Genomic DNA, 25,960 nt, shown 5'->3' on the forward strand with positions numbered 1-25,960 from the left:
GGTCGGCGCGGTGCGGTGGTGTGCGCGGCAGCCGTCCCGGGGCAGGTGGGTGATGACGACCGGGACGGCGGGCCCGCCCGAGCTTACGCGAGGCCCCCGGCGGGTCGCGGGCCCCCGGGGCTCCGCCCGGCCCGCTCGATGAGGGCTTCCACTCCGTCCAGCATGCGCGCGAGCCCGAACTCGAACAGGGTGCCGAGTTCGAGTGCGAACTCCTCCCCCTCGAAGAGGGTGGACAGGATCGGGAAGGAGCCGGCGGTCTGGATCGATTCCATCCGCGGTTCGTTGGCGGCCATCCATTCCTCGGGGGTCATGCCGGTGTCCTGCCGCGCCTGGGACTCCAGCTCGACGGCCGCCGCGACGCCCTGGGCGTACCCGAGGAGGGCGAGGTGGATGTGGATGACCTGGTGCGGTGTCAGCCCCAGACCGGTCAGGGCGCCGAGGACCCGCTCGGCGTACCGCATCGCGTGGGGCGAGGCCATCGGCCGGGTGAGGCCGGCCATGGCTCGCGCCAGCCAGGGATGCCGCTGGTACAGGCCCCACAACCACCGCAGCTCCCGTTCCAGTCGCGCGCGCGGGCCGGGCGGTCGCGGGCCCGCCGGTTCTCCGCCGAAGACCGTCTCCGACATCAGCCGTACGAGCTCGCCCTTGCTCGGGACGTGGCGGTAGAGCGCCATGGTGGAGACGCCGAACTCGGTGGCGACGCGGCGCATGGAGAGCGCGGAGAGCCCTTCGGCGTCGACGAGCGCGATCGCGGCGCGGATGACGCGCTCCCGGGTGAGGCCGTGCGTGAGGGCCGCGGGCCGTTCCCGGTCCGGCTCGGCGACGACGGTGCCGACTCCGGGTACGGGCCGCACCAGGCCCTCCTGGTTCAGGGTGGCGAGCGCCTTCGTCGCGGTCGCCATGGCGACCCCCCACTCCTGGGTGATCCGCCGGGTGGAAGGGACACGGGCACCGGGCGCGAGCTCGCCCGAGGTGATCCGCCGACGGATGTCGCCGGCGATCCGGAGATAGGGCGGTTCCATGACCATGAGCGCACTGTACTAGTGCGCCTGCACGCCATGTGGGCTGGTGGAAGCGCCGGATTGGAGGGGTGCACTAGGCATCTGTTTGCGGCGTACACCACGGCCCGCTTCCCTGCCGTTCATGGACAACACACCGGGCCCCCGTGCGGGCCGCAAGGAATGGACCGCCCTCGGCGTCCTGATGCTGCCCCTGCTCCTCGTCTCGATGGACGTCTCGGTCCTGTACTTCGCGATCCCCTACGTCAGCCGGGACCTGGAGCCCAGCGCGACGCAGCAGTTGTGGATCCTCGACATGTACGGCTTCGTCCTCGCCGGGCTCCTCCTCACGATGGGTGCGCTCGGTGACCGGATCGGCCGGCGCACGCTGGTGCTCGCGGGAGCGGCGGTCTTCGGAGCGGCCTCGGTCGCGGCCGCGTACGCGTCCTCGGCCGAACTGCTCATCGCCGTGCGCGCTCTGCTGGGGCTGGGCGGCGCCGCCCTGATGCCCTCGACCCTCGCCCTGATCCGCAATCTCTTCCACGACGAGGGACAGCGCGGCAAGGCGGTGACCCTGTGGACCGCCGTGATGACGACGGGCATCTCACTGGGGCCCGTGGTCAGCGGTGTGCTGTTGGAGCACTTCTGGTGGGGCGCGGTCTTCCTGATCAACCTGCCCGCGATGGTACTGCTGCTCGTACTGGTGCCGTTCCTGGTACCGGAGTTCAAGTCGGCGAACCGCGAGCCCTTCGACCTGCCGAGCGCGGTGCTGTCGCTCGGCGCGGTGCTCCTGGTCGTCTACGGCATCAAGGAATGGGCCCGGCACGGGTACGAGCCGCTGCCCGCGCTCGCCGTGGGAACGGGGCTCGTGTTCGGTTTCACCTTCGTCTTCCGGCAGAAGCGCCTCGCGCATCCGATGATCGACCTCGGCCTTCTCGGCCGGCGCGGCTTCGGCGGCCCGGTGTTCGCCAATCTCCTCGCGATGTTCGCCACGGTCGGGATGGCCGTCTTCCTCACCCAGTACCTGCAGTCCGTCCTCGGCCTGAGGCCGTTCGACGCCGCACTGTGGAGCCTGGTTCCGGCCGCCGGAGTCGCCGTCGCGGCCCCGGCCGGAGCCGCCCTCGCACGGCGCGTCGACCGTGCGTACGTCATGGGCGGCGGCTTCCTCCTCGCCGGGTGCGGATTCCTCTGGGTGACCCAGGTGCGCACGGACTCGGCGCTCTGGTTCACCCTCTCAGGCGTCTCCTTGTACGTGGGCGGCCTCGTCGCCGCCATGACCCTCGCCAACGAACTCGCCCTCGGCGCGGCCCCGCCGGAGCGCGCGGGATCGGCCGCGGCCGTGCTGGAGTCGGGCCAGGAGCTCGGCGGAGCACTGGGCATGGCGATCCTCGGCTCCATCGGGGCCGCGGTCTACAGCCGGGACATGGCGGCCGCCCTGCCCGGTGGCGTGCCGCGGGCCGAAGCCGTACGCGAAACGCTCGGCGGCGCGACGGCCGCCGCGTCCCAGCTGCCCGGAGGAGAGGCGGAGGCCGTACTGACGGCCGCGCGCGAAGCCTTCACGCACGGGATGGGCTTCGCGGCCGTGGGCGCGGCCGTCGCCATGACCGGTGCCGCCCTCCTCTCGTTCACCTGGCTGAGGGGTGTGGGCACCACGGGGCGCCCGGCGACATCACCGGCCGGTCCGCGGCCCGCCGCCCTCACGCCCTGACGGCCCGCTTCACCGGGCGGGGCGCCACCAGTAGCGCCCGACGATGAGCTCCTCCAGCGATCGGAGCCGGTCCGCGGCCATCCGCGCATGGCCGTCGGGGTCTTCCAGCGCGACGCGGAGGTCGGCCGCGAGGTGGGTCGCCTCCCGGACCTCGCAGCCTGCGCGAAGGGTGTCCGGGGAGGTCTGCGTCGCACGGGCGATGACGTCGAGGACGGTCTCCATGTGCGGGCCGCTGAACCGGATCAGGAAGAACCAGTCGTCGACCGGATCCCCGAAGCGGGCCCATTCGAAGTCCAGCAGGGCCGTCACGCTCCGGCCCTGCGCGAGCCAGTTGTCCCAGTGGCAGTCCGCGTGGACCGGAACGGCCGTACGGGCGTGCGCGGGCGCGTCCCGCGCGATCGCCCTCAGCCCGTCGAGCAGGCGGGGAGGTACGGTTCCGTGCCGGTCGTGCGCGGCGAGGGCCTCGACCTCGGCGGAGAACGCGGCCCGGCCGGTGAACCCCCCGTGGTCGAGGGTTTCCCTCAGCGTCCGGTCGGCGTCGCCCTCGGGCACCCAGGCGTGGAGCCGGCCGAGCCGCTCGACCGCCTCCTCGGCCCACGCGCGCGCGGTCGCCCCGTCCACGCCGGGCATGCCCATGCCGGGTGCCGTTCCCGGCACGCGGGCGTAGCAGGCGTAGCGGACGTCGCCCGACTCCAGCCGGTGGGTCCCGCTCTCGAGCAGCGGGGCGGTGAGGCCGGCGGGGAGGTGGGGCGCGAGCGCGATCTCCCGGTTCAACCGCGCGTGGGAGGCCGCGTCGATGATCTTCACGACCACCTCCGGGCCCACGTACACGTGGTGGGAACCGCTCTCGGCGGTGGCCATGGGGCCGGGGTCGCGCCCCAGGGCCGCCGCCGCGATCGCGCGAGCGGCGGCGTGGGCCCGCCCCGGGTCGGCCATCGGTGCGCGGGCGGTCAGCGGCCCGCCGGTGACCAGAGGCCCGTCGGTGGTCACGGGGCCGTGGGTGCTCACGGGGCCGTGGGTGCTCAGAACTCGACCACCGAACGGAGTACCTCGCCGCGCTCCATGCGCGAGAAGGCCGCCTCGACTTCGTCCAGCGCGATCCGCTCGGAGACGAACGCGTCGAGGTCGAGGCGGCCTTGCAGGTAGAGGTCGATGAGGAGCGGGAAGTCCCGCTCGGGCAGGCAGTCCCCGTACCAGGAGGACTTCAGGGCGCCGCCGCGGCCGAAGACGTCCAGCAGCGGGAGTTCGAGCTTCATCTCCGGCGTCGGGACGCCCACCAGCACCACCGTGCCGGCCAGGTCGCGTGCGTAGAAAGCCTGCTTGTACGTCTCGGGACGGCCGACGGCCTCGATGACCACGTCCGCGCCGTTGCCGCCGGTCAGCTCCTGGATGGCCTTGACCACGTCCTGCGTACCGCCGTTGACGGTGTGCGTGGCGCCGAGTCCGCGCGCCCACTCCAGCTTCCGGTCGTCCAGGTCCACGGCGATGATCCGGGAGGCCCCGGCCAGTTTGGCCCCGGCGACGGCGGCGTTGCCCACTCCCCCGCAGCCGATGACGGCCACCGAGTCGCCGCGGCCGACGTTGCCGGTGTTCAGGGCGGCGCCCAGGCCGGCCATCACCCCGCAGCCGAGCAGCCCGGCGGCGGCCGGCGAGGCGGCCGGGTCCACCTTGGTGCACTGGCCGGCGGCGACCAGGGTCTTCTCCGCGAAGGCCCCGATGCCGAGGGCCGGGGAGAGCGGGGTGCCGTCCTCCAGGGTCATGGGCTGGGTGGCGTTGTGCGTGGCGAAGCAGTACCAGGGGCGGCCGCGCTTGCAGGCCCGGCAGCTGCCGCACACCGCGCGCCAGTTGAGGACGACGAAGTCGCCGGGGGCGACGGAGGTGACGTCCGGGCCGACCGATTCGACGACTCCGGCGGCCTCGTGGCCGAGCAGGAAGGGGTACTCGTCGTTGATCCCGCCCTCCCGGTAGTGCAGGTCGGTGTGGCAGACCCCGCAGGCCTGGACCCGTACGAGCGCCTCGCCGGGGCCCGGGTCGGGCACGAGGATCGTCGTGGTCTCCACCGGTGCGCCCTTGCTCCGGGCGATGACCCCTCGTACGCGATGCGTCACGTGCTACCCCGATCTCGATCACGGTCTTTGTCTACGGCGAGCCGACGGCGAGTCGGCTGCGACCGGAGGTCCCGCGAGGGTTCCGCCGGTCCGGCCAACGTACACGCGCGGTCCCGCGTGCGGGAATTGCCCCGCCTCGCGGCGCGGTGTGCCGACACCGCGGCGCGGTGTCCGGTACGGTCCGACCGGGTGTACGCGGACCTGGCGCGGCACCGCCTGCCCTTCGCCACCCGGATATCTTCGGCGTCGAGGACCACGAGGGCGTCCTGGTGACGTACGAACGCGAGCTGCCCGGCGACCCCCGACGCCCCGGTGACGGCGATCCACGGCGACCTCGTCCCGCCCAGCATCCACACCGACGCCGCCGGCCGGCCCGTCGCCGCCCTCGCCACCTATCAGGCGGCGTACGCCCTCACGGCCTACGCCCTCTTCGGCCTGGACGAAGGTGACGGGCACTTCCGGTGGTGCGCGCAACAGCTGCGCCACAGCGCGGTGTTCAGGGGTACCCGGTCGGCCTGAGACGACAGGCCCTAGACCTGCTGACCGGGCCCGGACAGTTCGGCCGGCAGCACGGCCCGCAGGGCCGCGCCGAAGGCGGCCACGGCGGGGTGGGCGGCGGCGCCGCTGCGGAAGGCCACGTTCGTGCGGCGCTCCATGACGAGGCGGGTGAGCGCGACGGCCGGATCCGCGTGTCCGGTGACCCCGAGCTGCGGCACCACGGCCACCCCCTGGCCGGCCGCGACCAGGGCGAGGACGGTGGCGAACTCGTCCACCTGGTGGCGGATCCTCGGCGCGAACCCGGCGTCCTCGCAGGCCCGTACCGTCATCGCGTGGCAGAGGGTGCCGGGCGTGGCGGTGATCCAGGGTGCGTCGGCATGCGTACGGAGCAACGCGCGCTGCCCGGAGCCCCCGGTGGCCTCCCCCGCGCCGCCGGGCGCGGCCCGCTCCGGCGTCGCCAGGTACATCGCCTCCCGGTAGAGGGGTTCCGTGGCGAGCCCCGGCTCCTGCGGCGCGGGGACGAAGTCGTACGCGTGGATCAGGGCCACGTCCAGGTCCCCGGCGCGCAGCCCGTCCGCCACCGCCGCCGGGTCGGTCTCGAACACCATCGGCTCCAGTCCCGGGTGCCGGCGGGCCAGCTCGGTCAGGGCCGCCGGGACCACGACCCTGGTCGCGGTGGGGAAGGAGCCGATCCGCAGGGCTCCGGCCAGTCCGCCGCGGGCCTCCGCGAGCTCGGCGTCGGCCCGCTCCAGCAGCTCCAGCACCGCATCGGCGTGCCGGACCAGGTTCTGACCGGCGGCCGTGAGCCGGACCCGGCGGCCGGTGCGCTCCAGCAGGGGCAGACCGGCCTCGCGTTCGAGGACCGAGAGCTGCTGGGACACCGCCGAAGGGCTGAAGGAGAGCGCCTCGGCCACCGCGGCGATGGTCCCCCGGTGGGCGAGTTCGCGCAGGAGGCGCAGGCGTCGCACATCGAGCATCGGAGCAGCTTACGGTTCAGGTAAGAAACGCGAACTGGATTCGATGCTCGGGGACGGCCAGGCTCGACCCATGACCACCAGGACTCCCAGGACCTCGCCCCCCGCCGCACACGACCCGTACTCCCCGCGTACGCCTCACACGCCTCACACGCCTCGCACGCCTTACACCCCGCACGGGATCCACGTACCGCTGATCACCCCCTTCACCGCCGACGGCGAGGTCGCCGCCGACGCCCTGGAGGCGCTCACCCGCGAGGTGCTCGACGCGGGAGCCGCCGGGATCGTGGCCCTGGGCACCACCGGCGAACCCGCCGCCCTCGACGAGGCCGAGCGCGACCTCGTCACCGACGTCTGCGCCCGAATCTGCCGGGAGCGCGGGGCGACGCTGGTCGTCGGTGCCGGGGCGAGCGGGACGCGGGCCGCCGAGGAGTCGCTCGGGCGGCTGAAGCGGTGGCCCGAGGCACGGGCCGCGCTGGTGACCGTGCCCGCGTTCGTACGGCCGGCGGCCGCCGGTGTGCTGGCGCACTTCGAGCGGCTGGCGCGGGTGAGCCCCGTACCGCTGATCGTCTACCACGTCCCGTACCGCACCGGGCAGCCGCTGGACGCGACCCTGCTGCGGGAGATCGGGGCGCTGCCCGGGGTGGCCGCGGTGAAGTACGCCGTCGGCTCGCTCGACGGGGAAGCCGTGGCACTGCTCGGCGATCTGCCGGACGGCTTCGCGGTACTGGCCGGCGACGACACGTTCCTGTCGCCCCTGCTCGCGCTCGGCGCGGCGGGCGGGATCCTCGCCTCGGCCCATATCGCCACGGCGCGGTTCACCGAGCTCGCGGCAGCCTGGCGGGTGGGCGAAACGGACCGGGCGCGCACCCTGGGCCACGCACTGGCCCGGCTCTCCGCGACCCTCTTCGCCGAACCCAACCCCGCCGTGATCAAGGGGGTGTTGTATGCACAGGGCCGCATCCCGACCCCTGCCGTACGCCTCCCCCTGCTGCCCGCCGGCACGGAATCCGTCGCGGCGGCGCTGCGGGAACTGGCGCACCTGACCTGACCCCCTTCCCGGCCGGCCGGCGCCCACCCCTGGGCCCGGCCGGGCGCCGGGCCCGGGGCCCGGCCGCGACGGCCTTCGCCGCGCGGCCGGTGCCGGGCGCCCGCGGCACCGCCCGCACCATCAGAGTCACTCGGCGAGGGTCGGCGAACGAAGGCCGTCGTCCAGCATGCGGATCAACTCACCAACCCGTCCACCGCCGCTCGGCGCCGTCGGGAAGCGTGTGAGCACGTCGACCACGACCGGTGTCGCACGGTGCTCCGCCTGCTCGACGTGCGCGGCGCCCACGCTCCGATCGTCGTCGGCGACGAGTTCGGCTGCCCTGGCGGCGTGAGCGCCCGCTCCGAGAATGTGCTTGACCTGGGTGGCCCTGGCCAGTGGATGCAGGTAGGCGGCGCCCGCCGCGGACATCGCCGCCCGAGCCGCCTCGCGTGCGGCGGCCGTGTCAGCGCTCTGGGCCGCCTTGAGTGCGGCCCACGCCCTGTCGCGCAGGACCTTCCCCCGCTCACCACCTCGCGCGAACTCCCACGCGGCGGCGATGGCCTCTCGAGGCCGCACGTCGTCCGGCTGATCGCCCTCGAACACGTCGAGCACCACTTCCGCACACGCCGCGGCGAACGCGGTGACCTCACGAAGATCCTGCTTGCTCAGAGCGATCTCGCCCACGTCCCCTGTCATGGCTCCATCCTCGACCATTGCGCCGGGCCGGCGCGCGGCCCGCAGCCGCCGATCCACCTCCACCCGGCGACGGCCGAGGACGACCGAGGACGACCGAGGGCGACCGAGGACGGCACGCCCGCGCACGAGGGCCGATTGACCCGGGATGGGCGATTCGCCGCCAACGGGCGGGTCGCCCGAATCGGCCCCGGCGACGGGCGACTTGCCCGAATTGAGCTTCCGCCCGCCGACCCGTGATGTGAGTCACGCCGGCGGCGTCAACATCATTTCCCCACGAGGGGCGATTCCCTTTTCCCGGTTGGATATTCGCGAATTCCCGGAGATCTTTTCAAGGTCATCCAGCGGCCCGAATGCCGGAAGTTGATCTCCTGGTCGAATTCGCGTCTTGTTCCGGCCCGCCGGCCTCGCCTACGGTCGCTTCATTCCAGGCGGTCAGCTGCCGAATCCGGCCCCCGCCAGGGCTCTTCCGTCCCCCACGTGAGGAATTCCGCCATGCCCGCACAGGGAAAGCACCGCCGGTCGAAGCAGCACCACGCACTCACCCGCAAGCTGGCCCTCGCCGGTACGGGCAGCGCGGCGCTGGCCCTCCCGCTGATCGGCGCGACCACGGCCGGGGCGGCCGAGGTGGCCGTCGCCCCGACGACGTATGCGGTGGTCAGCGGTGACACCCTCAGCAAGATCGCGGCCGAGCACTCCATCGGCGGCGGCTGGCAGAAGCTCTACGAGGCCAACAAGGGCATCGTCGGCGCCGACCCGTCGGCCATCCGCCCCGGCCTGAAACTGAACCTCACCGCGGTCGCCCCCGCCGCCGCGCCGGCCGCCGCCAAGGCGAGCACCGGTTACGCGAACAACCTCGACGGCTGGATCCGCGAGTCGCTCGACGTCATGGCGCAGCACGGAATTCCCGGGAGCTACGACGGAATTCACCGCAACATCATGCGCGAATCCTCGGGGAATCCGCTGGCCATCAACAACTGGGACTCCAACGCCGCGGCCGGCATCCCCTCCAAGGGGCTCCTCCAGGTCATCGACCCGACCTTCAAGGCCTATCACGTCCCCGGCACCCCGATGGACTCCTACGACCCGGTCGCCAACATCACGGCCGCCTGCAATTACGCGGCGGCCCGCTACGGTTCGATCGACAACGTCAACGGCGCCTACTGAACGAGCTTGCGGTAGCCGCTCCCAGCTCGCTCACGTCCACCGGGGCGTGCACGACGGGACCGGCCCCGCTCGCCCCGGTGGACAGGTGCTCGCACAGCACGGCGAGCACCGCCCCGCTCAACTCGGCCCGGCCGCCCGATGACCCCGTTTCAGTCCAGCCCGTACCGCCGCGCCGACTCCTCCTCCTGTGCCAGCCGGTGCATGGCCTTCAGTACCGGCTGGACGAGGACGGCCGCGGCCACCGCCGTCTCGACCTTCTCCTCCTCGGAGGGGTACGTCTCCATGAGGTCGAAGTCGCGCACGGCCGCCCGGTGCATCAACTCCGCATAGGGAGACATCAGTTCGGCGTCCCACGGATAGCCGAGCCGCAGGAGGGCGGCCACCGCCGACACGAGCGAGCGGTGGACGGGGGACAGCTCCCCCACCTCACGGGCCGACGACCAGCCCAGCATCTCCAGCAGCCGGTCCACTTCGCGGCGCGCGGTGATCACCGCAGGGTCCGCGCCGTCCGGCTCGGGCCCCTGCGGCAGGGCCCACAGTGCGGCGCCGATCCGCATCGTCCGCCCCAGGGACTCGTCGTCCACGTGCGCGAGCACTTCCCGGGCCGTGGCCACCGGAATCCCGCCGACCTGGATCAGGGCGCGGACCAGCCGCAGCCGCCGCAGGTGCCCCTCGTCGTAGTCGGCGGTCGTCGCACTGACCCGGCGACCCGGAGCCAACAGGCCTTCGCGCAGGTAGTACTTGATGGTCGCCGTGGAGACGCCACTGCGCTCGCTCAGCTCCGCCAGCCGCATCTCTTGAGCCTTCCCTTGGAGAGTCCAGCTATCCAAGTATGTGCGGAGGGGCTCCGCGTCATTGCCCGTAGACCTTCTTGATCTTGAAGTCGGTGCCCGCGAGAACGTAGCCGCCCTGCCCGTACGGGTCGTCGATGTACGGGCGGATCGCGGGAGCGCCGAGCCAGGGGGACACGATGAGGTAGCGCGAACTCGGGATCTCGACGCCGAGCTCCTTCTGCGCCTGGCCCATCAGGGCGGGAAGGCGGTCCCAGTCGATCGCGGCCATGTCCATCACCTCGCCCTTGACGGTGCCCGCCGGGCCGGTGCGCTTGGCGACGCCGCCGCGGTACTGCCAGGAGTCGACGGTCCTGGCTCCGGGTGCGGTGGGGATGGCGGCGAGCACGTACTCGTCGTAGACCTTCATGTCGACGAAGGTGGTGGTGCCAGCCTGTTGTCGGAAGGCCTCGACGGCGGTACGGATGCCGGCCGGGTCGATCATGCTGCCCTGGGGCGGGGCGGCCGGCTTCGGTGTGCTCGTCTTCGGGGTGGGGACCGGCGTCAGGGCCACGGCGGTGCCCTGGGCCGGGGAGGCCGGTCCGGAAGCGGACGGGGTACGCGAGGACCGCACGTCGCCGCCCTTGCCCGCGGAGGCGCCGTCGTTCCCGTCGGGCAGCCAGTTGACGAGGCCCACGACGCCTGCGGCCAGGACCACCGCGAGGAGCCCGGCGAGCAGCGCCGGACGGCGGCGCCGACGCGGGACGGGCGGCGCGGGGAAGGTCACGGGGACGGTGGACGCGTACGGGTTGCCCGCAACCGGGACGAACGGCGGGGGCGGGGCCGGGGTCGCCGGCCCGAAGCTGCCGAAGCCGCCCGGGGCGGCCGCCGGTACCGCCGGGGTGGCGCCGCTGAGAGCACCGCTCGCACCGCGGAGCAGCGCTTCCAGTTCCTCGGCGTCGGGCCGCACGGACAGGTCCCGTACCAGCAGCCGTTCCAGTACGGGCCCCAGCGGGCCGGACCGGACCGGCGCGGGGATCGGCTCGTCGAGCACCGCGACCACGGTGGCCAGACTGGTGGCCCGGCGCAGCGGGTGCACGCCCTCGGCGGCCACGTAGAGCAGCATCCCGAGCGACCACAGGTCGGAGGCGGCCAGCCCCTCCGCGCCGCGCGCCCGCTCGGGGGCTATGTACTCCGGCGAGCCGATCAGCGCCCCGGTCGAGGTCAGCCCGGTCGCGCCGTGCAGGGCGGCGATCCCGAAGTCGGTGAGCACGGCGGAGCCGCCCGGGCGCAGGAGCACGTTGGCCGGTTTCACATCGCGGTGCAGCACCCCCTCCGCGTGCGCGGCCCGCAGCGCGGCGAGCAGGTCGAGCCCGAGGCGCAGCACATCCGCCACCGGCAGCGGCCCGCCCTCCAGCCGGTCGGCCAGGGAGCCGCCCCTGACGAGCTCCATCACGATCCACGGATGGCCGTCCGAGCCGGGCTCGGGCTCCACGATGTGGTGGATGGTGACCACGTTCGGGTGGGCGAGCCGGGCGAGGGCCCGGGCCTCCCGGACGGCCCGTTCGCGCAGTTGGACGACGAGCCCGGGCTGCGCGGCGGCGGTCGCCGGGTCCGGCGGCCGCACCTCCTTGAGCGCGACCTCCCGGTCCAGCGCGATGTCGCGGGCGCGCCACACCGTCCCCATCCCGCCACTGCCCAGGGGCCGCGCGAGTTCGAAGCGCCCGTCGATCAACCGTCTGCCGGCCTCACTGCTGTCCATGGCCGGTCATCGTAGGCGCCACCACCGACGCCGGTGTACCCGTACCGGGACGTGGACATCACGGGCACGGGCACGGTCGGGGCCCGTCCCGGGTCCGGACGGGGCGGCGCCCGGAATGGACCGTAACCGGTGTGGGTAGGGAGCCTGCCCGATGTCTCCGAGGGGCCGAGGCCCGGACGGAGGTGGAACGGTGCCCGCATGGCTCCCGCCCGCCGAGTACGTCAAGACCATCTCCCCGGCGACCTCGTACGCCTGCCTCTACTTCACCGACACCGCCGGCCGCCCGGTGCAGCTCCGTGCGACGTACTCCACGGAGATCTGGCAGTGGCCGGGCGGGAACATGGACCACGGCGAGACCCCGTGGGAGTGCGCGCTGCGGGAGTGCCTGGAGGAGACGGGCATCGCCTTCGAGGGCGAGCGGAAGCTGCTGGGCACGCAGTTCATCGCCGACCGGGGGGAGTCCTGGCCGGCGAACCACATCGGTTTCCTCTTCGACGGCGGCACCCTCACCGACGAACAGATCGCCGCCATCGTCCTGGACCCCGGGGAGCACAGCGAGGTACGGGTCCACTCGGTGCGGGAGTGGGAGGCGCTGATGACCCCCTCGAACTTCGCCCGTCTGCGGGAGATCGACGTGGCGCGGCGTACCGGCACCGTGGCCTACATGGAGCTCTGACCCGGCCCGCCGGTCAGTTGCGGGAGTTGCCGAAGAGCAAGCGGTAGGCGACGAGGAGGACCAGGGAGCCGGCGATGGCGGAGCCCCAGGTCGCGAGGTCGAAGAACTCGTTCTGGATCGGCCGGTTCAGGAACTTCGCCGAGAGCCAGCCGCCGGTGAACGCGCCGGCGACGCCGATGAGGGTGGTGACGATCAGGCCGCCCGGGTCACGGCCGGGCAGCAGGACCTTGGCGATCCCGCCCGCCAGCAGTCCGAGGATGATCCAGCCGATGATGCCCATGCCCGTTCGCTCCGCTTCGCCGTGCGCGCCTCGTCGTGCGCGCGCCGTCCGTTCAGGTCTCACAGGAGGAGACGCGTGAACAGGCGAAACGGTTCTCAGACCGCCCGCCGGGCCCCGGGGGCGGGCTTGAGGAGGGCGATCGCGACCAGGCCCAGCACCGCGGCTCCCACGACTCCGGTGGCTCCCACCGCTCCCGGCACTCCCGGCACTCCGGGCGCCAGGAATCCGCCGCGGGAGCGCCAGGACAGCACCGACCACGTCGACTGGGCGGAGGCGAACGAGCCCGCGCTCAGCACGGATCCCACCGAGGCCGCCGACAGGGCCGAGCCGATCGAGCCGACCGACAGCACGCTGCCGACCGACCCAACGGAGAGGATCGATCCCACCGAACCGATGGAGAGGATCGAGCCCTTGGAGCGCAGCGAGAGGAACGAACCGTCGTCGGCAGCCATGCGGCTCATGCTGCCACACGGGCCCTCGACGCGGCCTGAGGTGCGGCCTGAGGCGCGGCCTGAGGCGCGGCCTGAGGCGCGGCCTGAGGCGCGGCCTGAGCCGGAACGGCCGCCGTTTGCCGCGGTGCCCGCGTGAGCAGCAGCACGCCCCGGGCCGCCGCGAGCGCCCCCGCCACGGCCAGCAGGACCCCGAGCGCGCCCCCTTGGATCCGCTCGCCCAGCAGGATCATGCCGATCGCGGCCGCGGCCAGCGGGTTGGTCAGGTTGACCACCGCGAGCGGGGCTCCCAGGCCGCCCCGGTAGGCCCGCTGGGACAGGAGCATCCCGCCGACGGCGAAGACCACCACGAGCAACCCCACCGAGACGACCCGGACGCTGAGCAGGGACCCGCCCCGGCCGCCCGCCACGGCGACGGTCTGGGTCAGGGCGGAGGCCGCCGCGGAGGCCAGCCCGGACGCCGTCGCGTGGCGCAGTCCCGAGCGGGTGTCGCTCCGTGCGGTCAGCAGCATGATCACCGCGGCCGTGGCTCCGGAGACGGCCAGCGCCTCGGCCAGGGTGAGGGTCTCGTCGGGGGACGGGCCCGAGGCGGGCACCAGGAGCAGGCCGAGGCCGACGACGGTGGCCAGGGTGCCGCGCCACTCGGTGGCCACGACCCGCCGCCCGGCGCCGCGCGCACCGAGCGGTACGGCGGCGACGAGGGTGAGCGCCCCGAGCGGCTGGACCAGGGTGAGCGGCCCGTACCTCAGCGCGGCGGCGTGCAGGAGCGCGGCGGCGGCGTTCAGGCCCGCCGACCACCACCAGGCGCCGTTGCCGAGCAGCGCGGCGGTGCTGCGGGCGACCGCGCGGCGGGCGAGGCGTTCCTGGGCGACGGCCGCGGCCGCGTAGGTGACGGCCGCCGCGAGGCAGAGCAGGACGGCGAGGACCGTGGCGTTCACCGGACCGCTCCTACGGGCTCCACCGGCTCGGCGGGCCTCACGGTGCCCGCACCCCCACCAGCGGGCACCGGCACCGGCACCGGACGACCGCCCGGCACGCTCCGCCGGGCGACGAGCGACCGGCCGGCGAACGGCCGGCCGGCCGGGCGCGGGACGAGCCACAGGGCCGCCCCGAGGAGCAGCGTGGCGACGACGGCGTCGAGCCAGTAGTGGTTGGCGGTGCCGACGACCACGAGCAGGGTCGCCAGCGGGTGCAGCAGCCACAGGGCGCGCCACCGCGAGGAGGTCGCGGCGATCATGCCGAGGGCCAGCATCAGCGCCCATCCGAAGTGCAGCGAGGGCATCGCGGCGAACTGGTTGGCCATCGTGTCGGCGGCGGGCGCGGCCCCGTAGACGGTCGGTCCGTAGACCTGGCCGGTGTCGATCAGGTGCGCCGCTCCCAGCATCCGCGGGGGTGCGAGGGGGAAGGCCAGGTGGATGACGAGGGCCGCGCCGGTCAGCACGGCCAGGACCCGGCGGGTCCAGAGGTAGTGCGCGGGGCGGCGTACGTAGAGCCAGACCAGGAAGAGCACGGTGGCGGGGAAGTGCACGGCCGCGTAGTAGGTGTTCGCGGTGTGCACGAGGGCGTCGCTGTGCAGGAGCAGCCGCTGGACCAGGCCCTCGCCGGGCAGGTGCAGGGTTCGCTCGGCGTCCCAGACCCGGGCGGCGTTGCGGAAGGCCTCGTCCGTGCGCCCGGTGGCGAGCGTGCGGCCGAACTTGTAGACGGCGAAGAGGCCCAGGACGAGCAGCAGCTCGCGTATCAGGCGGCGCCGGGCGCCCGGCCCCGTACCGGCCCCGGCGGGTGTGGTGTGGGAGGTCATCCCCCGGTCTCGCTTCCTGTACACAGCTTCACGGCTCACAATCGACACACCAGTGTATCGATACATTCTCGTATCGATACGAGTGTGTACCGATACGCTCGCGTTCCCGTAGACTTTCACTAGAGGCCGCTGCGGCGCGACCGGAATATCGCCGCGCGGCAGCACGTGGCACCCACCATCGAGGAGAGCCGCCCCATGACCTCGCCGACGCCGGAAGCCGTACCGGCCCCCGCGCGCCGCTCCAAAATCACACCGGAGCGGGAGCAGCAGCTCTACGACGCCGTACTGGAGCAATTGCGCGAGGACGGCTACGAGGCGCTGACCATGGAGAAGATCGCCGCCCGGGCCACCTGCGGCAAGTCCACGCTCTACCGGCAGTGGAAGACCAAACCGCAGCTCGTCGCCGCCGCCCTGCGGGCGGACCGGCGCGGCACCCTGGCCGCGGTGGACACCGGAACCCTGGCGGGCGACCTGCGCGAGGCGGCCCGGATCGCCGCCTGCACCTCGGGGCGCGACACCCGGCTGATGCAAGCCCTCGGGCACGCGGTGCTGAGCGACGAGGAGCTGAAGGCGGCCCTGCGCGAGGCTCTGGTGGAGCCGGAGCTGGCGTCGTTCGACTCGATCGTGGCGCGGGCCGTGGACCGGGGCGAGCTCACCCCCGGGCACCCCGCCGTGGAGTTCCTGCCCGCGCAGCTGATGGGCGTGCTGCGCATCCGGCCCGTGCTGGAGGGCCGCTTCGCCGACGCCGAGTACCTCGTGCGGTTCGTCGACGCCTGCCTGCTGCCGGCGCTGGGCACGGCGCCGCCGCAAGCGGACCGGGCGCCTGAACCGGGCCCCTGAACCGGGCCCCCTGAACCAGCGGGCCGCCGTCCCCGATGACCGGACGGTGACCCGCTCGCGCTGCCTCGTGGGGACGGTGGCAGCGCAGCCCCCGGACCGGTCGGCGGGCACTCCCTCGCGGAGTGACCGCCGACCGGTCCGTGCGGCCGTCCGTGTGGCTATCGCTGCGGTCGTCCGCGCGGCCGCCGACGTGGCCTTCCGTGCGGCTGCCGGTGCGGCCGTCCGTACGGCCGCCGGTGCGGCCGCCAGTGTGCCCGGCTCAGCTCCGGGCCGCGCCCATCGCCCGGGCGAACTCCTCCGGGTCGGTGTCGAAGCCCCGTACCGTCGGGTCGATCGACCAGACCCCCGCGTTGTCACGGGTGAACTCGGCGACCGTCACCGCGCTCGCCGCGCCGAAGCCGGCGAGGTCGTCCACGGAGAGATCGGTGTAGCCCTCCCGGATGCGCAGCCCCTTGCCCACGACCTCGGCGAAGGTCAGCGCCGGGCCGCCACCCGGCCGCTGGATCACCACGCCCACCACGACCCGGTTCAACGCGTCGGCGATCCGCGTCAGTTCGAGGGTCATGACCTCGTCGAAGCCCAGCCCCAGCCCGGTCCTGCTGTCCCGGTTCAGCGTGATGGTGCCGTCGGGAGACCGGCTGCCGAAGTGCACCAGGTGGACGGGCTCCCCGTACGGGTCCGCGGCCGGGTAGACCGCGGCGAGCAGGTCGAGGTCGTGGACGGGCGCTCCCGCCGGGCTGGGATCCCACCGCAGCGCGATCTCCACCTTGGCCAGGCCCTTGCTTACTCCGCTCACCGAACTCCCCCTCCGAACACCGTGCGTTGCTCCACCATGCTGTCACGGGTCACGCCCCGGGGCTCGAACGACCGTACGTTCCCGGCCAGTCCGGGGGACGGGGGCGGCGGAGGCGGAGGCAGAGACAGAGGCAGAGGCTGCGGGCTCGGCGGGGGCGGCAGTTCGGCGGGGGCGGCAGGTTCGGCGCCGGCTACCAGTCCCCGTCCTGTACGGGCTTGCCCGGCCGGGGAACGTCTCCCAGGGGCGCGATCTGCCCCGGGGAGGGTTCCGCCCACGGAGCCTCGTCGGTGCCCAGCCATTCGCCCACCGGCTGCACCTGGCCGAGCGTGCCGGAGGGCCCGAGGTCGGCGCCGCCCTCGTCGTAGTAGTCGAACCACGGCAGCCCGGCCTTGGTGTAGGCGGCCCGGTCCACGGGGGACGGAGGCGGCTCCTCCCCGGTGATCCTGCGCCACGCGGGCGGGGTCACCAGGTGGACGAAGACCCGCGCGGCCGGCTCGGACGCCCAGTCCTTCGCCTTGCGGTCGTCGCGGTACACCTCCTGGCGCATGGAGCCGCCGACACCGAGCCCCATCGCCGGCGCGGCCTGCGGGACCGGCCCGCCGCCCGACCGCCGCTGCGGCCCCGCGGCCGAGGCCCAGGCCGAGGCCGGAGCCGAGGCCGCGGGCGCGGGCGCGGGCGCTCCGGGAGGCCCGCCCGGCGCAGGGGCCGCCATCGGCGGCGGCGCCGGCATCCCGGGGGCCGCTCCGTAGCCGCCGCCCGCGTAGCCGCCGCCCGGCTCGCTCCCCGGCGGCAGGGTCCCGTACGGAAGGCCGCCGCCCCGGGGGGCCCTGACCGTGCGCGCCCGCTCGCGCTCCTCCTCACGCCACCGCGCCAGCGCCTTCGCGCCGAGCGGGAAGGCCTGGAGCTGAACGCCGCCCGCGGTCTCCTCGCCGGTGACCTGGCCCTCCACGGTGGCGCCGAGCCCCAGCGGGACGGCGACGAACTGGCGGACCGTACCCGTGCCCGAGTTGATCCCGTCCAGCCACGGCTGGCGCAGCAGCACGAGGTAATTCTGCGGCCGGCGCCCGAGCGCGCCCGTCCACCGCTCGCCGGAGACGGCGCACACCTTGCCGACCCCGACCTGGAGGGCGGTGGGCTCCCGGGTGCCGCCGAAGCTGAGCCACATCGCCTCGCGCAGGTACACGGGGAGCATCACGCCGCCCTTGGCGAGCCAGTCCGCCGGAACCGTGTCCGGATAGTCCTCCACGCGCCGCAGCGGGAACTCTCCCAGCCCCGGGGGCAGATTGTGCGTACCGGTCTCCGGCAGCCGCAGCGTCCGCATGAAACGGACCTGCGCCCCCTCGCCCAGCAGCAGCGCGTTCCCCTCGACCCGTACTCCGCTTTCGGCCACCCGACCGGCTCCTCTCCCGTTCAAAGCCGGATTCACAGCAAGATCTGCCGCCGTTCCGGATCGTGACCCTCAAGATTTGCTCAGATGTCGTGACACTGCGCCCGACGAGTTCCTAGCTTCCTCATATACGCGTCCACCAGCTCCGCGGTTCCCCGCGCCCCGGCCCGGTCCCGGTCCCGGTGTGCTCCGCGCGCTCCCGCGCGGCTCCGCACGCCCGCGACCGTCGCGCATCCGTGTACCCCAGGAAAGAGTGCAGCATGAAGGTTCCCCAGGCCGGCGTGATCGCCGCAGTGATCGGTCTCTCCCTGACCGCATCGGCGTGTGGCGGTGCCGACGACAAGGGGCCCCTCTCCGTCGGCATCAAGTTCGACCAGCCGGGCGTCGGCATGCGGGAGCCCGACGGCACCTTCACCGGTTTCGACGTGGACGTGGCGACGTACATCGCCAAGGAGCTCGGCTACCCGAAGGACAAGATCGTCTTCAAGGAGGTCCTCAGCAACGACCGCGAGCTCCTGATCGAGTACAACGAGGTCGACATCGTGGCGGCCAGCTACTCGATCAACGACAAGCGCAAGCAGAAGGTCGACTTCGCGGGCCCGTACTTCCTCGCGCACCAGGACCTGATGGTCCGCGCCGACGACCCCACGATCACCAAGGCCGAGGATCTCAACAACCCGAACAAGCGGCTGTGTTCGGTGACCGGCTCGACCTCGGCGGAGAACGTCAGGAAGAACCTGGCCCCCAAGGCGAGCCTTCTGCAGCTCGACGGCTACTCCGAGTGCGTCGTCGCCCTCAAGGAGGGCCTGGTCGACGCCCTGACCACGGACAACTCCATCCTGGCCGGCTACACCGCCCGCAAGGGCAACGAGGGCAAGTTCCGGCTGATCGGGCTGAGCCTGAGCAGCGAGAACTACGGCATCGGCATGAAGAAGGGCAGCGGCGAGCTCCAGGTCAAGATCAACAACGCGATCCGCAAGATGGTCGAGGACGGCACCTGGGAAGCGGCCGTGAAGAAGAACTTCGGCCCGGACTACAAGTACGAGGCGGCGCCCGCCATCACCACGGGCAGCTGACGCCCGTCGGGGCGGGCGGCCGGTCGCGGCCCGACGAGTGGCCGGAACCCGCCATCGAGCCCGTCCTCCGGCCATGACCCGGTCATGATCCGGACCGCGGGGCCCGGGCAGCCTCCCGCGCTCGCCCGAGCGGCGCCCGAGCGAGCCGTGCCCGCCCGAGGGACACCCCGGGACCGACGGGCGCGGCCCCTCCTCGCGCCGCGCCCGTGCCCGAGCCCGCGCCCGCACCCGCGCCCGCGCCGACGGAGGCTCAGGCGCCCGAGACCGGGGCCTTGCCGCGCAGTACGGTCAGGAACTCCCGCATCCAGGCGGAGTGGTCGGGCCACGCGCGGGCCGACACCAGCGTGCCGTCGACCACGGCCTCGGAGTCCTCGAACGTGGCGCCGGACGCCTTCATGTCCAGCTCCAGCGCCGGATAGGCGGTGACCCGACGGCCGTCGAGCGCACCGGCCGCGGCGGTGATCAGGGGGCCGTGGCAGATCTGCGCGATCGGCTTGTCGTCACCGGCGAAGGCCGCCAGGATCCGCCGCACCTCGGGGTCGTTGCGCAGGTACTCGGGGGCGCGTCCGCCGGGTACGACGAGCGCCGCGTACTCCCCCGGGTCCACGTCGGCGAAGGCGATGTCGGCGGGCCAGGTGTAGCCGGGCTTCTCGGTGTAGGTGTCGAAGCCGTCCTCGAAGTCGTGCACGACAAACCGCAGCTTCTTCACCGCCGGCGCCGCGATGTGGACCTCGTACCCCTCCTCGATCAAGCGCTGGTAGGGGTAGAGGACTTCCAGAGATTCCGCCGCGTCGCCGGTCACGATGAGGATCTTCGGTGCCATGGGCTGCTCCTGGTAGGGCTGTTCACAGTGTGGCCTCCGCCACCGTGCCCGCGCCGCCCGATCCTGCATAGGGATTCTTGCGCCAATCACCCACATGACGCGCGTAGAAAATCCTGGCTCCCGACACGTGCTTTTCACCTGTAGGGCACATGACAATGTGAACCTCGCTCTGCCACCTGATGCCCCGCCAATTCCCCGGGCGGGAGCGGTGCGTGTGGAGAGGTACCCCCACGTGATGAGAATCTCGCGCCTTACTCCTTGGGCAGCCGGCCTGGCGGCCGCGTCCCTCGTACTGGTTCCGGCCTCCGCTTCGGCCGGCCAGCGGGACTCCGCCGCCCCCGCGGCGGCTTCGACCTCGGCCTCGGCCTCGGCCGTCGACACCTACTACGCCGCGGCCGAGGGCAAGACCGGCGCCGCGCTCAAGACGGCGCTGCACAACATCATCAAGACCCAGTCCAGGGTGACGTACGACGGCGTCTGGAACGCCCTCAAGGTCACCGACCAGGACCCGGCGAACCCCAACAACGTCATCCTCGTCTACTCGGGCCGTTCGCAGTCGAAGTCCACCAACGGCGGCGGCGTCAACGACTGGAACCGCGAGCACGTCTGGGCCAAGAGCCACGGCGACTTCGGCACCGCCACCGGCCCCGGGACCGACCTGCACCACCTCAGGCCCGAGGACGTCACGGTCAACAGCACCCGCGGGAACAAGGACTTCGACCTGGGCGGCGGCCCGGTCTCCGAGGCCCCCGGCAGCCTGACCGACTCCGACTCCTTCGAACCGCGCAACGCGGTCAAGGGCGATGTCGCGCGCATGCTGCTCTACATGGCCGTGCGCTACGCCGGCGGTGACGGCTTCGCCGACCTGGAGATGAACGACAAGGTCAACAACGGCAGCGCGCCCCTCTTCGGCAAGATCAGCGTCCTGAAGCAGTGGAACCTGCAGGACCCGCCGGACGCCTTCGAGCAGCGCCGCAACCAGGTCATATACGACACCTACCAGCACAACCGGAACCCGTTCATCGACCACCCGGAGTGGGTCAACTCCATCTGGTAGGCGTGCGCCAGGACCCCTCGGCGCCTCGGCGCCCTACTGCGCGCCGAGGGCCATCCACTTCTCCGGTGCCGCGAGCGGCTCGAAGCCGGCCTTCGCGTACACCTCGTGGGCGTCCGCGGTCGCCAGCAGGATCCTGCGCAGCCCGTACGGGGCGAGGTGGTCCCGTACCGCCCCCGCCAGGGCGGTGCCGAGCCCCTTGCCCCGTACGCCGCGGTCCACGTAGACATCGCAGAGCCAGGCGAAGGTGGCACGGTCGGTGACGACCCGCGCGTAGGCCACCTGGAGGCCGGACACCGCCTCGTAGACCCCGTAGTTGAGCGACCCGTCGATGGCGGCGTCCTGCTTCTCGCGGCTCCGCCCGAGCGCCCAGTAGGCGTCCCCGGACAGCCACCGGTGGATCAGCTCGCGGTCGAGTCGGCCGGGATCGGTGGAAAACTCGTAGCCGGTGGCAACCTCGTGGCCGGTGGGAATCTCATAGCCGGTGGGAATCTCGTGGCCGGTGGAAATCTCATGGCCCTCGGGCGAGGGCAGCGCGCTGTCGTCCATGCCCGCATCCAAGCAAAGCGGACGGGACCCGGCCAGCGGGTTCCGGCAGGCGGGACGAGGGGGCGCCGGGCGCGCTACAGCCGGTCGGCCAGGGCCTTGAAGGACGGCCAGTCCAGGGCCGGGGTGCGGGAGTCCCAGACCTTCTGGGACAGGGCGGCGAGCGGCAGCCGGATGCCGGCCGCGACCTGGGCCTGGGTCTGGGCTCCGGCGAGATCGCACCAGACGGCGAAGCGCGCGCCCAGGATCTGCCCGGCGTACCGGGCGGGCACGGCCGTGGTGCCGCGCAGGACGAGCGGGGTCCACTGCTCGTAGATGCGCCGGCCGTCGGGGTACGTGAACTGGTTCGGCTGCCCCAGCACGTAGTAGAGGTACTCGTCGTTGAGGTTGACGACCTTGCGGCCCTCGCGCAGGTACTCAAGCGGCGGCCGGGCCCCGTTCTCCTTGCCCGTCCAGTACTCGACCTGGATGTCCTTGGCCGGCTGGGCGATCCCGCCGGTGAAGAAGCCGTCGTTCCAGGCCGCCGGCGCGCGGCCCGCCGAACGGACCACGTCCGCACGGTCGTTCAGCCAGCCCGTCGCCAGGTCCTGGACCCGTGCGGTGGGCCCGTACCGCTGCCGGGCGGCGGCCGTGAGCTGCGGGAAGGAGGTCTGCGGATCCCGGTAGACCAGGGCCTGGTACTCGTCGGCGCCCACGTTCCAGATCGCGCCGGGGAACAACGGCAGGTATTCACGCAGGAGTTCGTCGATGAGTTTCGCCGCCGCCGGGTCGGCTATGTCGACCGCGCCCTTGACCGCCCGGCCCTGTACGTCGCGCAGTTGCAGCCCGGGGTAGGCGCGCAGGACCGCTCCGAGGTGGCCCGGGGAGTCGATCTCGGGGACCACCGTGATGTGCAGGCGGGCGGCCAGCGCCGTGATCTCGCGCACCTGCGCCTTGGTGAGGTGGGGGGTGGAGACGATCTCGGGGTGGGTGGTGGACTCGATCCGGAAGGCCTGGTCGTCGGAGAAGTGCAGGCCGAGCTGGTTCAGCTTCAGGTCGGCCATCTGGCGCAGCCGGTCCTCGATCCAGTCCGGGGTGAAGTGCTTGCGGGCTATGTCGAGGTTGAGCCCGCGCTGCGGCTTGGCCGGGGCGTCGCGCACCGTGCCTTCCGGAGCCGAACCGCCGCCGCTCACCTCCTGTTTGAGGGTGCGGGTGCCGTAGAACACCCCGGCCTGGTCTGGTCCGGTGATGCGGACCTTCCCCTCGCTCACGGTGAGGGTGTACGACTCCGGAGTGCCGGAGCCCTTCGACCCGAGGGCCAGCTCCACGTCGCCCGTGCGCGGGGTGGCCGACTCGGCGAAGCCGATGCGCAGTTCCCCGGCCAGCAGCCTGCCTTCGTCCGCCAGCGCCGCGCTGTCACCCGGCGTGACGACGACCCGCGCGTCGGGGGCGGGCCGCCAGCCGGGACCGCGGGCCGGCACGTGTTCCCGTACGGCGGGTATGGTGCGCGGGGCCTTGGACAGCGGATGGGTGGGTGTCGGCGAGGGAGCCGGGGCCTGCGGGGTGGCGGGGGCGGCCGGGGTCGCCGCCGGGGCCGGCGTGCTCCTCGGCGGGGTGGTCACCACGGCCGGGGCCCGGGCGCTCCCCGGAGCGGGCGTCCCGGACGCACAGCCGGGGACGGCGGCAAGGGTGACCAGCGCGGCGACCGTGGCCGTCGCGATGACGTGGCCGTGCCCGTACTGCTGCTTCGTCTGTCGCATCACGCACCTGTCGCGCCTCTCCCCCGTACCAACCTGGCACGGGGGACCGGGGCGCGCGACCCGGGCGGAGGATCGGGCCGGGAGTCGGGCTGGGTATCGGACCCGGAATCGGGCCTCGTATCAGGCCAGGTACCGGAGTGGATCAGTGGTGGGCGGCCGGGACGGCGGCGGCCGCCGGAGCGCCGGCCGCGATGACCCGGCTGCCTCCTTCGCCGCCCGCGCGGGTCCCCGTACGCCGTTCCAGCGCGCCGGACACCAGGGCGAGGGCGAGGGCCGAGGCGGCCAGTGCCGCGCCGACCCAGTTCGGAGCGGTCCAGCCGAGGCCGGCGGCGATGACGAGTCCGCCGAGCCAGGCGGCGAGGGCGTTGCCCAGGTTGAAGGCGCCGATGTTGACGGCGGAGGCCAGGGTGGGGGCGCCGGCGGCCTGGTCGAGGACCCTCTTCTGGAGCGGCGGCACGGTGGCGAAGCCGAGTGCGCCGATGAGGAAGATCGTGACGGCGGCGCCCACCCGGTCGTGGGCGGTGAGGGTGAACAGGGCCAGGACCACGGCGAGCGCGCCCAGGGAGGTGTACAGCATCGGCATCAGCGCGCGGTCGGCGAAGCGGCCGCCGACGAGGTTGCCCGCGACCATGCCGAGGCCGAGGAGGACGAGCAGCCAGGTGACGGAGGTGTCGGCGAAGCCGGCGACGTTCGTCATCATCGGGGTGATGTAGGTGATGGCGGCGAAGACCCCGCCGAAGCCGAGGACGGTCATCCCCATGGCCAGGAGCACCTGGACGTTGCGGAACGCGGCCAGCTCGTGGCGGATCCGTACGCCCTGGGGGCGGGGCAGGTCGGGGACGAGCCGCGCGATGCCGAGGAGGCCGAGGAGGCCGAGGAGGCCGAGCGAGGCGACGATCAGGAAGGTGACCCGCCAGCCGAGGTGCTGGCCGACGAGGGTGCCGAGCGGAACGCCGACGACGTTCGCGACGGTGAGGCCGGTGAACATCATGGCGATGGCTCCGGCCTTCTTCTCGGGGGCGACGAGCTCGGCAGCGACGACCGCGCCGATGCCGAAGAAGGCACCGTGGGCGAGGGAGGCCACGACCCGTCCGGCGAGCATGGCGCCGAAGGCGGGGGCCAGCGCGGAGATCACGTTGCCCAGGATGAACAGGCCCATGAGCAGCATGAGCATGCGCTTGCGCGGTATGCGGGTGCCGAGCACGGTCATGAGCGGAGCGCCGAGGACCACGCCGAGGGCGTAGCCGGTGACCAGGAAGCCGGCGGTGGGGATCGAGACGCCGTACGTGCCGGCGACCTCGGGCAGCAGACCCATGATCACGAATTCGGTGGTGCCGATCCCGAAGGCGCCGATGGCGAGTGCGAGGAGTGCGAGAGGCATGAGGGGTGCCCTTCAGGAGCCACGGGGGCTTCAGGGGAGGAAGGGAAGAGGGCAGGGAAGAGGGGCGTGGGAGGGAGGGAAGGAAGAGGGAGGGAAGGGCGAGGGGGAACTCCCTGCTCGACGTCCTCAGTCGCCAGCACAGCGGCCCCGGCGGCCACCTGCGCATGCACCAGGCGGCCGACTCGGTGGTGCTCAGCCAGAGCGCGACGACCCGGCTGGTCAGCCGGCTGGAGGACCGCGGGCTGCTGAGCCGCTACTTGTGCGACACCGACCGCCGGGGCATCTACACCGAGGTCAGCGCGGCCGGTCTCGCCCTCCTGGACCAGGCCCGCCCCACCAACGACACCGCCCTGCGCGAGGCCCTGGACGAGGCGGAGCACAATCCGGATCTCGCCCTTCTGGTGGCCGCCGTACGGAACACCCCGGCGGGGGGCCGGGACGTCTAGTGCCGTGGCCGGAAAGGTTTGCCGGGTCGCGGCGTCCGGTGCGGTGCATCGCAAGGCGGAGGGCCGTGCCTCGTACTGGACGTACCGGCTCGGTCCGACAACGCGGCGAGGTGCCGTGCCGGGCGTCGCGACACGGTGAACCTTTCCGGTCACGGCACTAGGACCTGTCGCGGGCGGCTGGTGCCGGATCTGCGCAGGCGGCGGCGATCGCCTCGGTGTCCCAGTAGAACGGGCGGACTTCGCGGATCCGCCCGTCCTCGACCCTGATCGTCTGCAAGATCGGGAACGTGAGTTCCCGGCCGGTGGCACGGGCGCGCGCACAGACCTGAGTGAGCACCACCGCGGTCTCGCCGGTGGCGAGGAACTCCTGCTCCACCATGTCGAAGGCCTCCCACACCCGGCTCATCGCGAGGAAGAACTCCTCCATGCCCTCGTGCCCGCGCCAGGTGCCGCCGTAGGGCAGGGCATCGGCTTGATGCAGTACGACATCAGGTGCGAAGAAGGAGGCGAGCAGGTCGAACGGAGCCTCGCCCGGCCCTCCGGCCGCGAGATACTCCGCCTCGGCCGCATACATGCCGGTGAGGAGCGGTACCGAGTCTGGTGCGGATGGAATCGTCATGCCGCAAGTGTGATCGCACGGGACGGACCGCGCTGGCGGCAATCCGACAGTGAGCCATGGATGCGGCTGGCTCCTTCCCCCGCACGGCAAGATCCGAAAGACAGCCTAGACCCAATACCAGTGACTTAAGGATCTTGGCTGGTAGGCTGCCTGTTCAGGAGGTGCCTGGATGCCACGCCCTGGACAGGTCAAGCCGGAAACGGATGAGCGGTTGTCGGACCGGATCGCGATCGGACTGCTGACGCGTACGTTCCCGCCGGAGCTGGTGGACCGGATCGTGGAGGAATCCGGGAAATCCGGGCAGCGCAACCGGTTGCTGCCTCCGCGAGTGGTCGTCTACTT

28 protein-coding genes are annotated in these 25,960 nt (G+C 72.8%); 10 read left to right on the top strand and 18 right to left on the bottom strand.

What is annotated here, in order from left to right:
• Positions 1 to 83: 83 nt before the first annotated feature.
• A complete protein-coding gene (locus tag ACIQV3_RS34850; RefSeq protein ID WP_403719671.1) occupies positions 84 to 1,028 on the bottom strand; it encodes a TetR/AcrR family transcriptional regulator C-terminal domain-containing protein in 945 nt (314 codons plus the stop codon).
• Positions 1,029 to 1,143: 115 nt separating this feature from the next.
• On the opposite strand from ACIQV3_RS34850, the gene ACIQV3_RS34855 reads away from it, so the two are divergent.
• Positions 1,144 to 2,706: an MFS transporter gene (locus tag ACIQV3_RS34855; RefSeq protein WP_403719673.1), complete on the top strand. Its 1,563-nt coding sequence runs from the start codon at positions 1,144 to 1,146 to the stop codon at positions 2,704 to 2,706.
• Positions 2,707 to 2,715: 9 nt separating this feature from the next.
• Here ACIQV3_RS34855 and ACIQV3_RS34860 read toward each other — a convergent pair whose 3' ends face one another.
• Both ACIQV3_RS34860 and ACIQV3_RS34865 read right to left on the bottom strand, forming a co-directional pair.
• On the bottom strand, positions 2,716 to 3,714 hold the full coding sequence (locus ACIQV3_RS34860; RefSeq protein WP_403719675.1) for a phosphotransferase family protein: 999 nt from the start codon (positions 3,712 to 3,714) through the stop codon (positions 2,716 to 2,718).
• Between the two features lie 14 nt (positions 3,715 to 3,728).
• A complete protein-coding gene (locus ACIQV3_RS34865; RefSeq protein ID WP_403719677.1) occupies positions 3,729 to 4,814 on the bottom strand; it encodes an S-(hydroxymethyl)mycothiol dehydrogenase in 1,086 nt (361 codons plus the stop codon).
• A 312-nt stretch (positions 4,815 to 5,126) separates the two neighbouring features.
• Between ACIQV3_RS34865 and ACIQV3_RS34870 the strand changes: the two genes are divergently transcribed.
• Entirely contained in the window at positions 5,127 to 5,333 is a 207-nt protein-coding gene (locus ACIQV3_RS34870) for a hypothetical protein (protein ID WP_403719680.1), read from the top strand.
• Positions 5,334 to 5,344: 11 nt separating this feature from the next.
• Here ACIQV3_RS34870 and ACIQV3_RS34875 read toward each other — a convergent pair whose 3' ends face one another.
• A complete protein-coding gene (locus ACIQV3_RS34875) occupies positions 5,345 to 6,289 on the bottom strand; it encodes a LysR substrate-binding domain-containing protein (RefSeq protein ID WP_403719682.1) in 945 nt (314 codons plus the stop codon).
• A 70-nt stretch (positions 6,290 to 6,359) separates the two neighbouring features.
• Between ACIQV3_RS34875 and ACIQV3_RS34880 the strand changes: the two genes are divergently transcribed.
• On the top strand, positions 6,360 to 7,337 hold the full coding sequence (locus ACIQV3_RS34880; protein WP_403719685.1) for a dihydrodipicolinate synthase family protein: 978 nt from the start codon (positions 6,360 to 6,362) through the stop codon (positions 7,335 to 7,337).
• A 126-nt stretch (positions 7,338 to 7,463) separates the two neighbouring features.
• Here ACIQV3_RS34880 and ACIQV3_RS34885 read toward each other — a convergent pair whose 3' ends face one another.
• Positions 7,464 to 8,012: a putative immunity protein gene (locus tag ACIQV3_RS34885; RefSeq protein ID WP_403719687.1), complete on the bottom strand. Its 549-nt coding sequence runs from the start codon at positions 8,010 to 8,012 to the stop codon at positions 7,464 to 7,466.
• 492 nt (positions 8,013 to 8,504) lie between these two features.
• On the opposite strand from ACIQV3_RS34885, the gene ACIQV3_RS34890 reads away from it, so the two are divergent.
• Positions 8,505 to 9,176, top strand: coding sequence for a transglycosylase SLT domain-containing protein (locus tag ACIQV3_RS34890; protein ID WP_403719689.1), 672 nt, complete (start codon positions 8,505 to 8,507; stop codon positions 9,174 to 9,176).
• Between the two features lie 149 nt (positions 9,177 to 9,325).
• Here the strand turns inward: ACIQV3_RS34890 and ACIQV3_RS34895 are convergent, their stop codons facing one another.
• Both ACIQV3_RS34895 and ACIQV3_RS34900 read right to left on the bottom strand, forming a co-directional pair.
• Entirely contained in the window at positions 9,326 to 9,970 is a 645-nt protein-coding gene (locus ACIQV3_RS34895; RefSeq protein WP_403719691.1) for a MerR family transcriptional regulator, read from the bottom strand.
• A gap of 58 nt (positions 9,971 to 10,028) precedes the next feature.
• Positions 10,029 to 11,708, bottom strand: coding sequence for a serine/threonine-protein kinase (locus ACIQV3_RS34900; protein ID WP_403719693.1), 1,680 nt, complete (start codon positions 11,706 to 11,708; stop codon positions 10,029 to 10,031).
• Between the two features lie 190 nt (positions 11,709 to 11,898).
• Between ACIQV3_RS34900 and ACIQV3_RS34905 the strand changes: the two genes are divergently transcribed.
• On the top strand, positions 11,899 to 12,384 hold the full coding sequence (locus ACIQV3_RS34905) for an NUDIX domain-containing protein (protein ID WP_403719696.1): 486 nt from the start codon (positions 11,899 to 11,901) through the stop codon (positions 12,382 to 12,384).
• 13 nt (positions 12,385 to 12,397) lie between these two features.
• On the opposite strand, the gene ACIQV3_RS34910 is transcribed toward ACIQV3_RS34905, so the two are convergent.
• The 4 genes from ACIQV3_RS34910 to ACIQV3_RS34925 all read right to left on the bottom strand — a co-directional run bounded on the left by ACIQV3_RS34910 (position 12,398) and on the right by ACIQV3_RS34925 (position 14,911).
• The gene (locus tag ACIQV3_RS34910) at positions 12,398 to 12,664 is read right to left on the bottom strand and encodes a GlsB/YeaQ/YmgE family stress response membrane protein (protein ID WP_403719698.1); all 267 of its coding nucleotides are present in this window, start codon (positions 12,662 to 12,664) and stop codon (positions 12,398 to 12,400) included.
• Between the two features lie 95 nt (positions 12,665 to 12,759).
• Positions 12,760 to 13,116 carry a hypothetical protein gene (locus tag ACIQV3_RS34915; protein WP_403719700.1) on the bottom strand — a complete coding sequence of 119 codons (357 nt, stop codon included), beginning with the start codon at positions 13,114 to 13,116 and terminating at the stop codon, positions 12,760 to 12,762.
• Positions 13,117 to 13,121: 5 nt separating this feature from the next.
• Positions 13,122 to 14,051 carry a hypothetical protein gene (locus tag ACIQV3_RS34920; RefSeq protein ID WP_403719702.1) on the bottom strand — a complete coding sequence of 310 codons (930 nt, stop codon included), beginning with the start codon at positions 14,049 to 14,051 and terminating at the stop codon, positions 13,122 to 13,124.
• Positions 14,048 to 14,911 (bottom strand): phosphatase PAP2 family protein, encoded by an 864-nt coding sequence (locus ACIQV3_RS34925; protein ID WP_403719703.1) that lies wholly within the window; start codon positions 14,909 to 14,911, stop codon positions 14,048 to 14,050. The genes ACIQV3_RS34920 and ACIQV3_RS34925 overlap by 4 nt, the downstream gene beginning before the upstream one ends.
• A 195-nt stretch (positions 14,912 to 15,106) precedes the next feature.
• On the opposite strand from ACIQV3_RS34925, the gene ACIQV3_RS34930 reads away from it, so the two are divergent.
• Positions 15,107 to 15,751 carry a TetR/AcrR family transcriptional regulator gene (locus ACIQV3_RS34930; protein WP_403719705.1) on the top strand — a complete coding sequence of 215 codons (645 nt, stop codon included), beginning with the start codon at positions 15,107 to 15,109 and terminating at the stop codon, positions 15,749 to 15,751.
• A 259-nt stretch (positions 15,752 to 16,010) separates the two neighbouring features.
• Here ACIQV3_RS34930 and ACIQV3_RS34935 read toward each other — a convergent pair whose 3' ends face one another.
• Both ACIQV3_RS34935 and ACIQV3_RS34940 read right to left on the bottom strand, forming a co-directional pair.
• Positions 16,011 to 16,547, bottom strand: a complete 537-nt coding sequence (locus tag ACIQV3_RS34935) for a TerD family protein (protein ID WP_403719707.1) — start codon at positions 16,545 to 16,547, stop codon at positions 16,011 to 16,013.
• A gap of 190 nt (positions 16,548 to 16,737) precedes the next feature.
• Positions 16,738 to 17,937 carry a hypothetical protein gene (locus tag ACIQV3_RS34940; RefSeq protein WP_403719711.1) on the bottom strand — a complete coding sequence of 400 codons (1,200 nt, stop codon included), beginning with the start codon at positions 17,935 to 17,937 and terminating at the stop codon, positions 16,738 to 16,740.
• A gap of 257 nt (positions 17,938 to 18,194) precedes the next feature.
• Here ACIQV3_RS34940 and ACIQV3_RS34945 point away from each other — a divergent pair, with 257 nt between their 5' ends.
• Positions 18,195 to 19,010 carry a glutamate ABC transporter substrate-binding protein gene (locus ACIQV3_RS34945; protein WP_403719713.1) on the top strand — a complete coding sequence of 272 codons (816 nt, stop codon included), beginning with the start codon at positions 18,195 to 18,197 and terminating at the stop codon, positions 19,008 to 19,010.
• Between the two features lie 250 nt (positions 19,011 to 19,260).
• On the opposite strand, the gene ACIQV3_RS34950 is transcribed toward ACIQV3_RS34945, so the two are convergent.
• Complete coding sequence (locus ACIQV3_RS34950; RefSeq protein WP_403719715.1) at positions 19,261 to 19,833, bottom strand: DJ-1/PfpI family protein; 573 nt, start codon at positions 19,831 to 19,833, stop codon at positions 19,261 to 19,263.
• Positions 19,834 to 20,068: 235 nt separating this feature from the next.
• Here ACIQV3_RS34950 and ACIQV3_RS34955 point away from each other — a divergent pair, with 235 nt between their 5' ends.
• Positions 20,069 to 20,890 carry an endonuclease I family protein gene (locus ACIQV3_RS34955; RefSeq protein WP_403719717.1) on the top strand — a complete coding sequence of 274 codons (822 nt, stop codon included), beginning with the start codon at positions 20,069 to 20,071 and terminating at the stop codon, positions 20,888 to 20,890.
• Positions 20,891 to 20,923: 33 nt separating this feature from the next.
• On the opposite strand, the gene ACIQV3_RS34960 is transcribed toward ACIQV3_RS34955, so the two are convergent.
• From ACIQV3_RS34960 to ACIQV3_RS34970, 3 genes are all read right to left on the bottom strand, one after another.
• Positions 20,924 to 21,436: a GNAT family N-acetyltransferase gene (locus ACIQV3_RS34960; RefSeq protein ID WP_403719719.1), complete on the bottom strand. Its 513-nt coding sequence runs from the start codon at positions 21,434 to 21,436 to the stop codon at positions 20,924 to 20,926.
• Positions 21,437 to 21,510: 74 nt separating this feature from the next.
• The gene (locus ACIQV3_RS34965; RefSeq protein WP_403719721.1) at positions 21,511 to 23,172 is read right to left on the bottom strand and encodes a glycoside hydrolase family 20 protein; all 1,662 of its coding nucleotides are present in this window, start codon (positions 23,170 to 23,172) and stop codon (positions 21,511 to 21,513) included.
• A 142-nt stretch (positions 23,173 to 23,314) separates the two neighbouring features.
• Positions 23,315 to 24,553, bottom strand: coding sequence for an MFS transporter (locus ACIQV3_RS34970; protein WP_403719724.1), 1,239 nt, complete (start codon positions 24,551 to 24,553; stop codon positions 23,315 to 23,317).
• A gap of 5 nt (positions 24,554 to 24,558) precedes the next feature.
• Between ACIQV3_RS34970 and ACIQV3_RS34975 the strand changes: the two genes are divergently transcribed.
• Complete coding sequence (locus tag ACIQV3_RS34975; RefSeq protein ID WP_403719728.1) at positions 24,559 to 24,999, top strand: MarR family winged helix-turn-helix transcriptional regulator; 441 nt, start codon at positions 24,559 to 24,561, stop codon at positions 24,997 to 24,999.
• Positions 25,000 to 25,156: 157 nt separating this feature from the next.
• On the opposite strand, the gene ACIQV3_RS34980 is transcribed toward ACIQV3_RS34975, so the two are convergent.
• Positions 25,157 to 25,618 (bottom strand): nuclear transport factor 2 family protein, encoded by a 462-nt coding sequence (locus tag ACIQV3_RS34980; RefSeq protein WP_403719733.1) that lies wholly within the window; start codon positions 25,616 to 25,618, stop codon positions 25,157 to 25,159.
• Between the two features lie 169 nt (positions 25,619 to 25,787).
• Between ACIQV3_RS34980 and ACIQV3_RS34985 the strand changes: the two genes are divergently transcribed.
• The coding region (locus tag ACIQV3_RS34985; protein ID WP_403719739.1) for a transposase domain-containing protein at positions 25,788 to 25,960 on the top strand (173 nt) is incomplete at its 3' end.

The sequence above is a fragment of the Streptomyces sp. NPDC099050 genome, assembly GCF_044759865.1.
GTDB lineage: Bacteria > Actinomycetota > Actinomycetes > Streptomycetales > Streptomycetaceae > Streptomyces.

Coding starts and splice junctions, on each gene's coding strand:
- ACIQV3_RS34850 (WP_403719671.1), bottom strand. CDS start 1,028: ATGGTCATGGAACCGCCCTATCTCCGGATCGCCGGCGACATCCGTCGG.
- ACIQV3_RS34855 (WP_403719673.1), top strand. CDS start 1,144: ATGGACAACACACCGGGCCCCCGTGCGGGCCGCAAGGAATGGACCGCC.
- ACIQV3_RS34875 (WP_403719682.1), bottom strand. CDS start 6,289: ATGCTCGATGTGCGACGCCTGCGCCTCCTGCGCGAACTCGCCCACCGG.
- ACIQV3_RS34880 (WP_403719685.1), top strand. CDS start 6,360: ATGACCACCAGGACTCCCAGGACCTCGCCCCCCGCCGCACACGACCCG.
- ACIQV3_RS34885 (WP_403719687.1), bottom strand. CDS start 8,012: ATGACAGGGGACGTGGGCGAGATCGCTCTGAGCAAGCAGGATCTTCGT.
- ACIQV3_RS34890 (WP_403719689.1), top strand. CDS start 8,505: ATGCCCGCACAGGGAAAGCACCGCCGGTCGAAGCAGCACCACGCACTC.
- ACIQV3_RS34895 (WP_403719691.1), bottom strand. CDS start 9,970: ATGCGGCTGGCGGAGCTGAGCGAGCGCAGTGGCGTCTCCACGGCGACC.
- ACIQV3_RS34900 (WP_403719693.1), bottom strand. CDS start 11,708: ATGGACAGCAGTGAGGCCGGCAGACGGTTGATCGACGGGCGCTTCGAA.
- ACIQV3_RS34910 (WP_403719698.1), bottom strand. CDS start 12,664: ATGGGCATCATCGGCTGGATCATCCTCGGACTGCTGGCGGGCGGGATC.
- ACIQV3_RS34915 (WP_403719700.1), bottom strand. CDS start 13,116: ATGGCTGCCGACGACGGTTCGTTCCTCTCGCTGCGCTCCAAGGGCTCG.
- ACIQV3_RS34925 (WP_403719703.1), bottom strand. CDS start 14,911: ATGACCTCCCACACCACACCCGCCGGGGCCGGTACGGGGCCGGGCGCC.
- ACIQV3_RS34930 (WP_403719705.1), top strand. CDS start 15,107: ATGACCTCGCCGACGCCGGAAGCCGTACCGGCCCCCGCGCGCCGCTCC.
- ACIQV3_RS34945 (WP_403719713.1), top strand. CDS start 18,195: ATGAAGGTTCCCCAGGCCGGCGTGATCGCCGCAGTGATCGGTCTCTCC.
- ACIQV3_RS34950 (WP_403719715.1), bottom strand. CDS start 19,833: ATGGCACCGAAGATCCTCATCGTGACCGGCGACGCGGCGGAATCTCTG.
- ACIQV3_RS34955 (WP_403719717.1), top strand. CDS start 20,069: ATGAGAATCTCGCGCCTTACTCCTTGGGCAGCCGGCCTGGCGGCCGCG.
- ACIQV3_RS34960 (WP_403719719.1), bottom strand. CDS start 21,436: ATGGACGACAGCGCGCTGCCCTCGCCCGAGGGCCATGAGATTTCCACC.
- ACIQV3_RS34965 (WP_403719721.1), bottom strand. CDS start 23,172: ATGCGACAGACGAAGCAGCAGTACGGGCACGGCCACGTCATCGCGACG.
- ACIQV3_RS34970 (WP_403719724.1), bottom strand. CDS start 24,553: ATGCCTCTCGCACTCCTCGCACTCGCCATCGGCGCCTTCGGGATCGGC.
- ACIQV3_RS34980 (WP_403719733.1), bottom strand. CDS start 25,618: ATGACGATTCCATCCGCACCAGACTCGGTACCGCTCCTCACCGGCATG.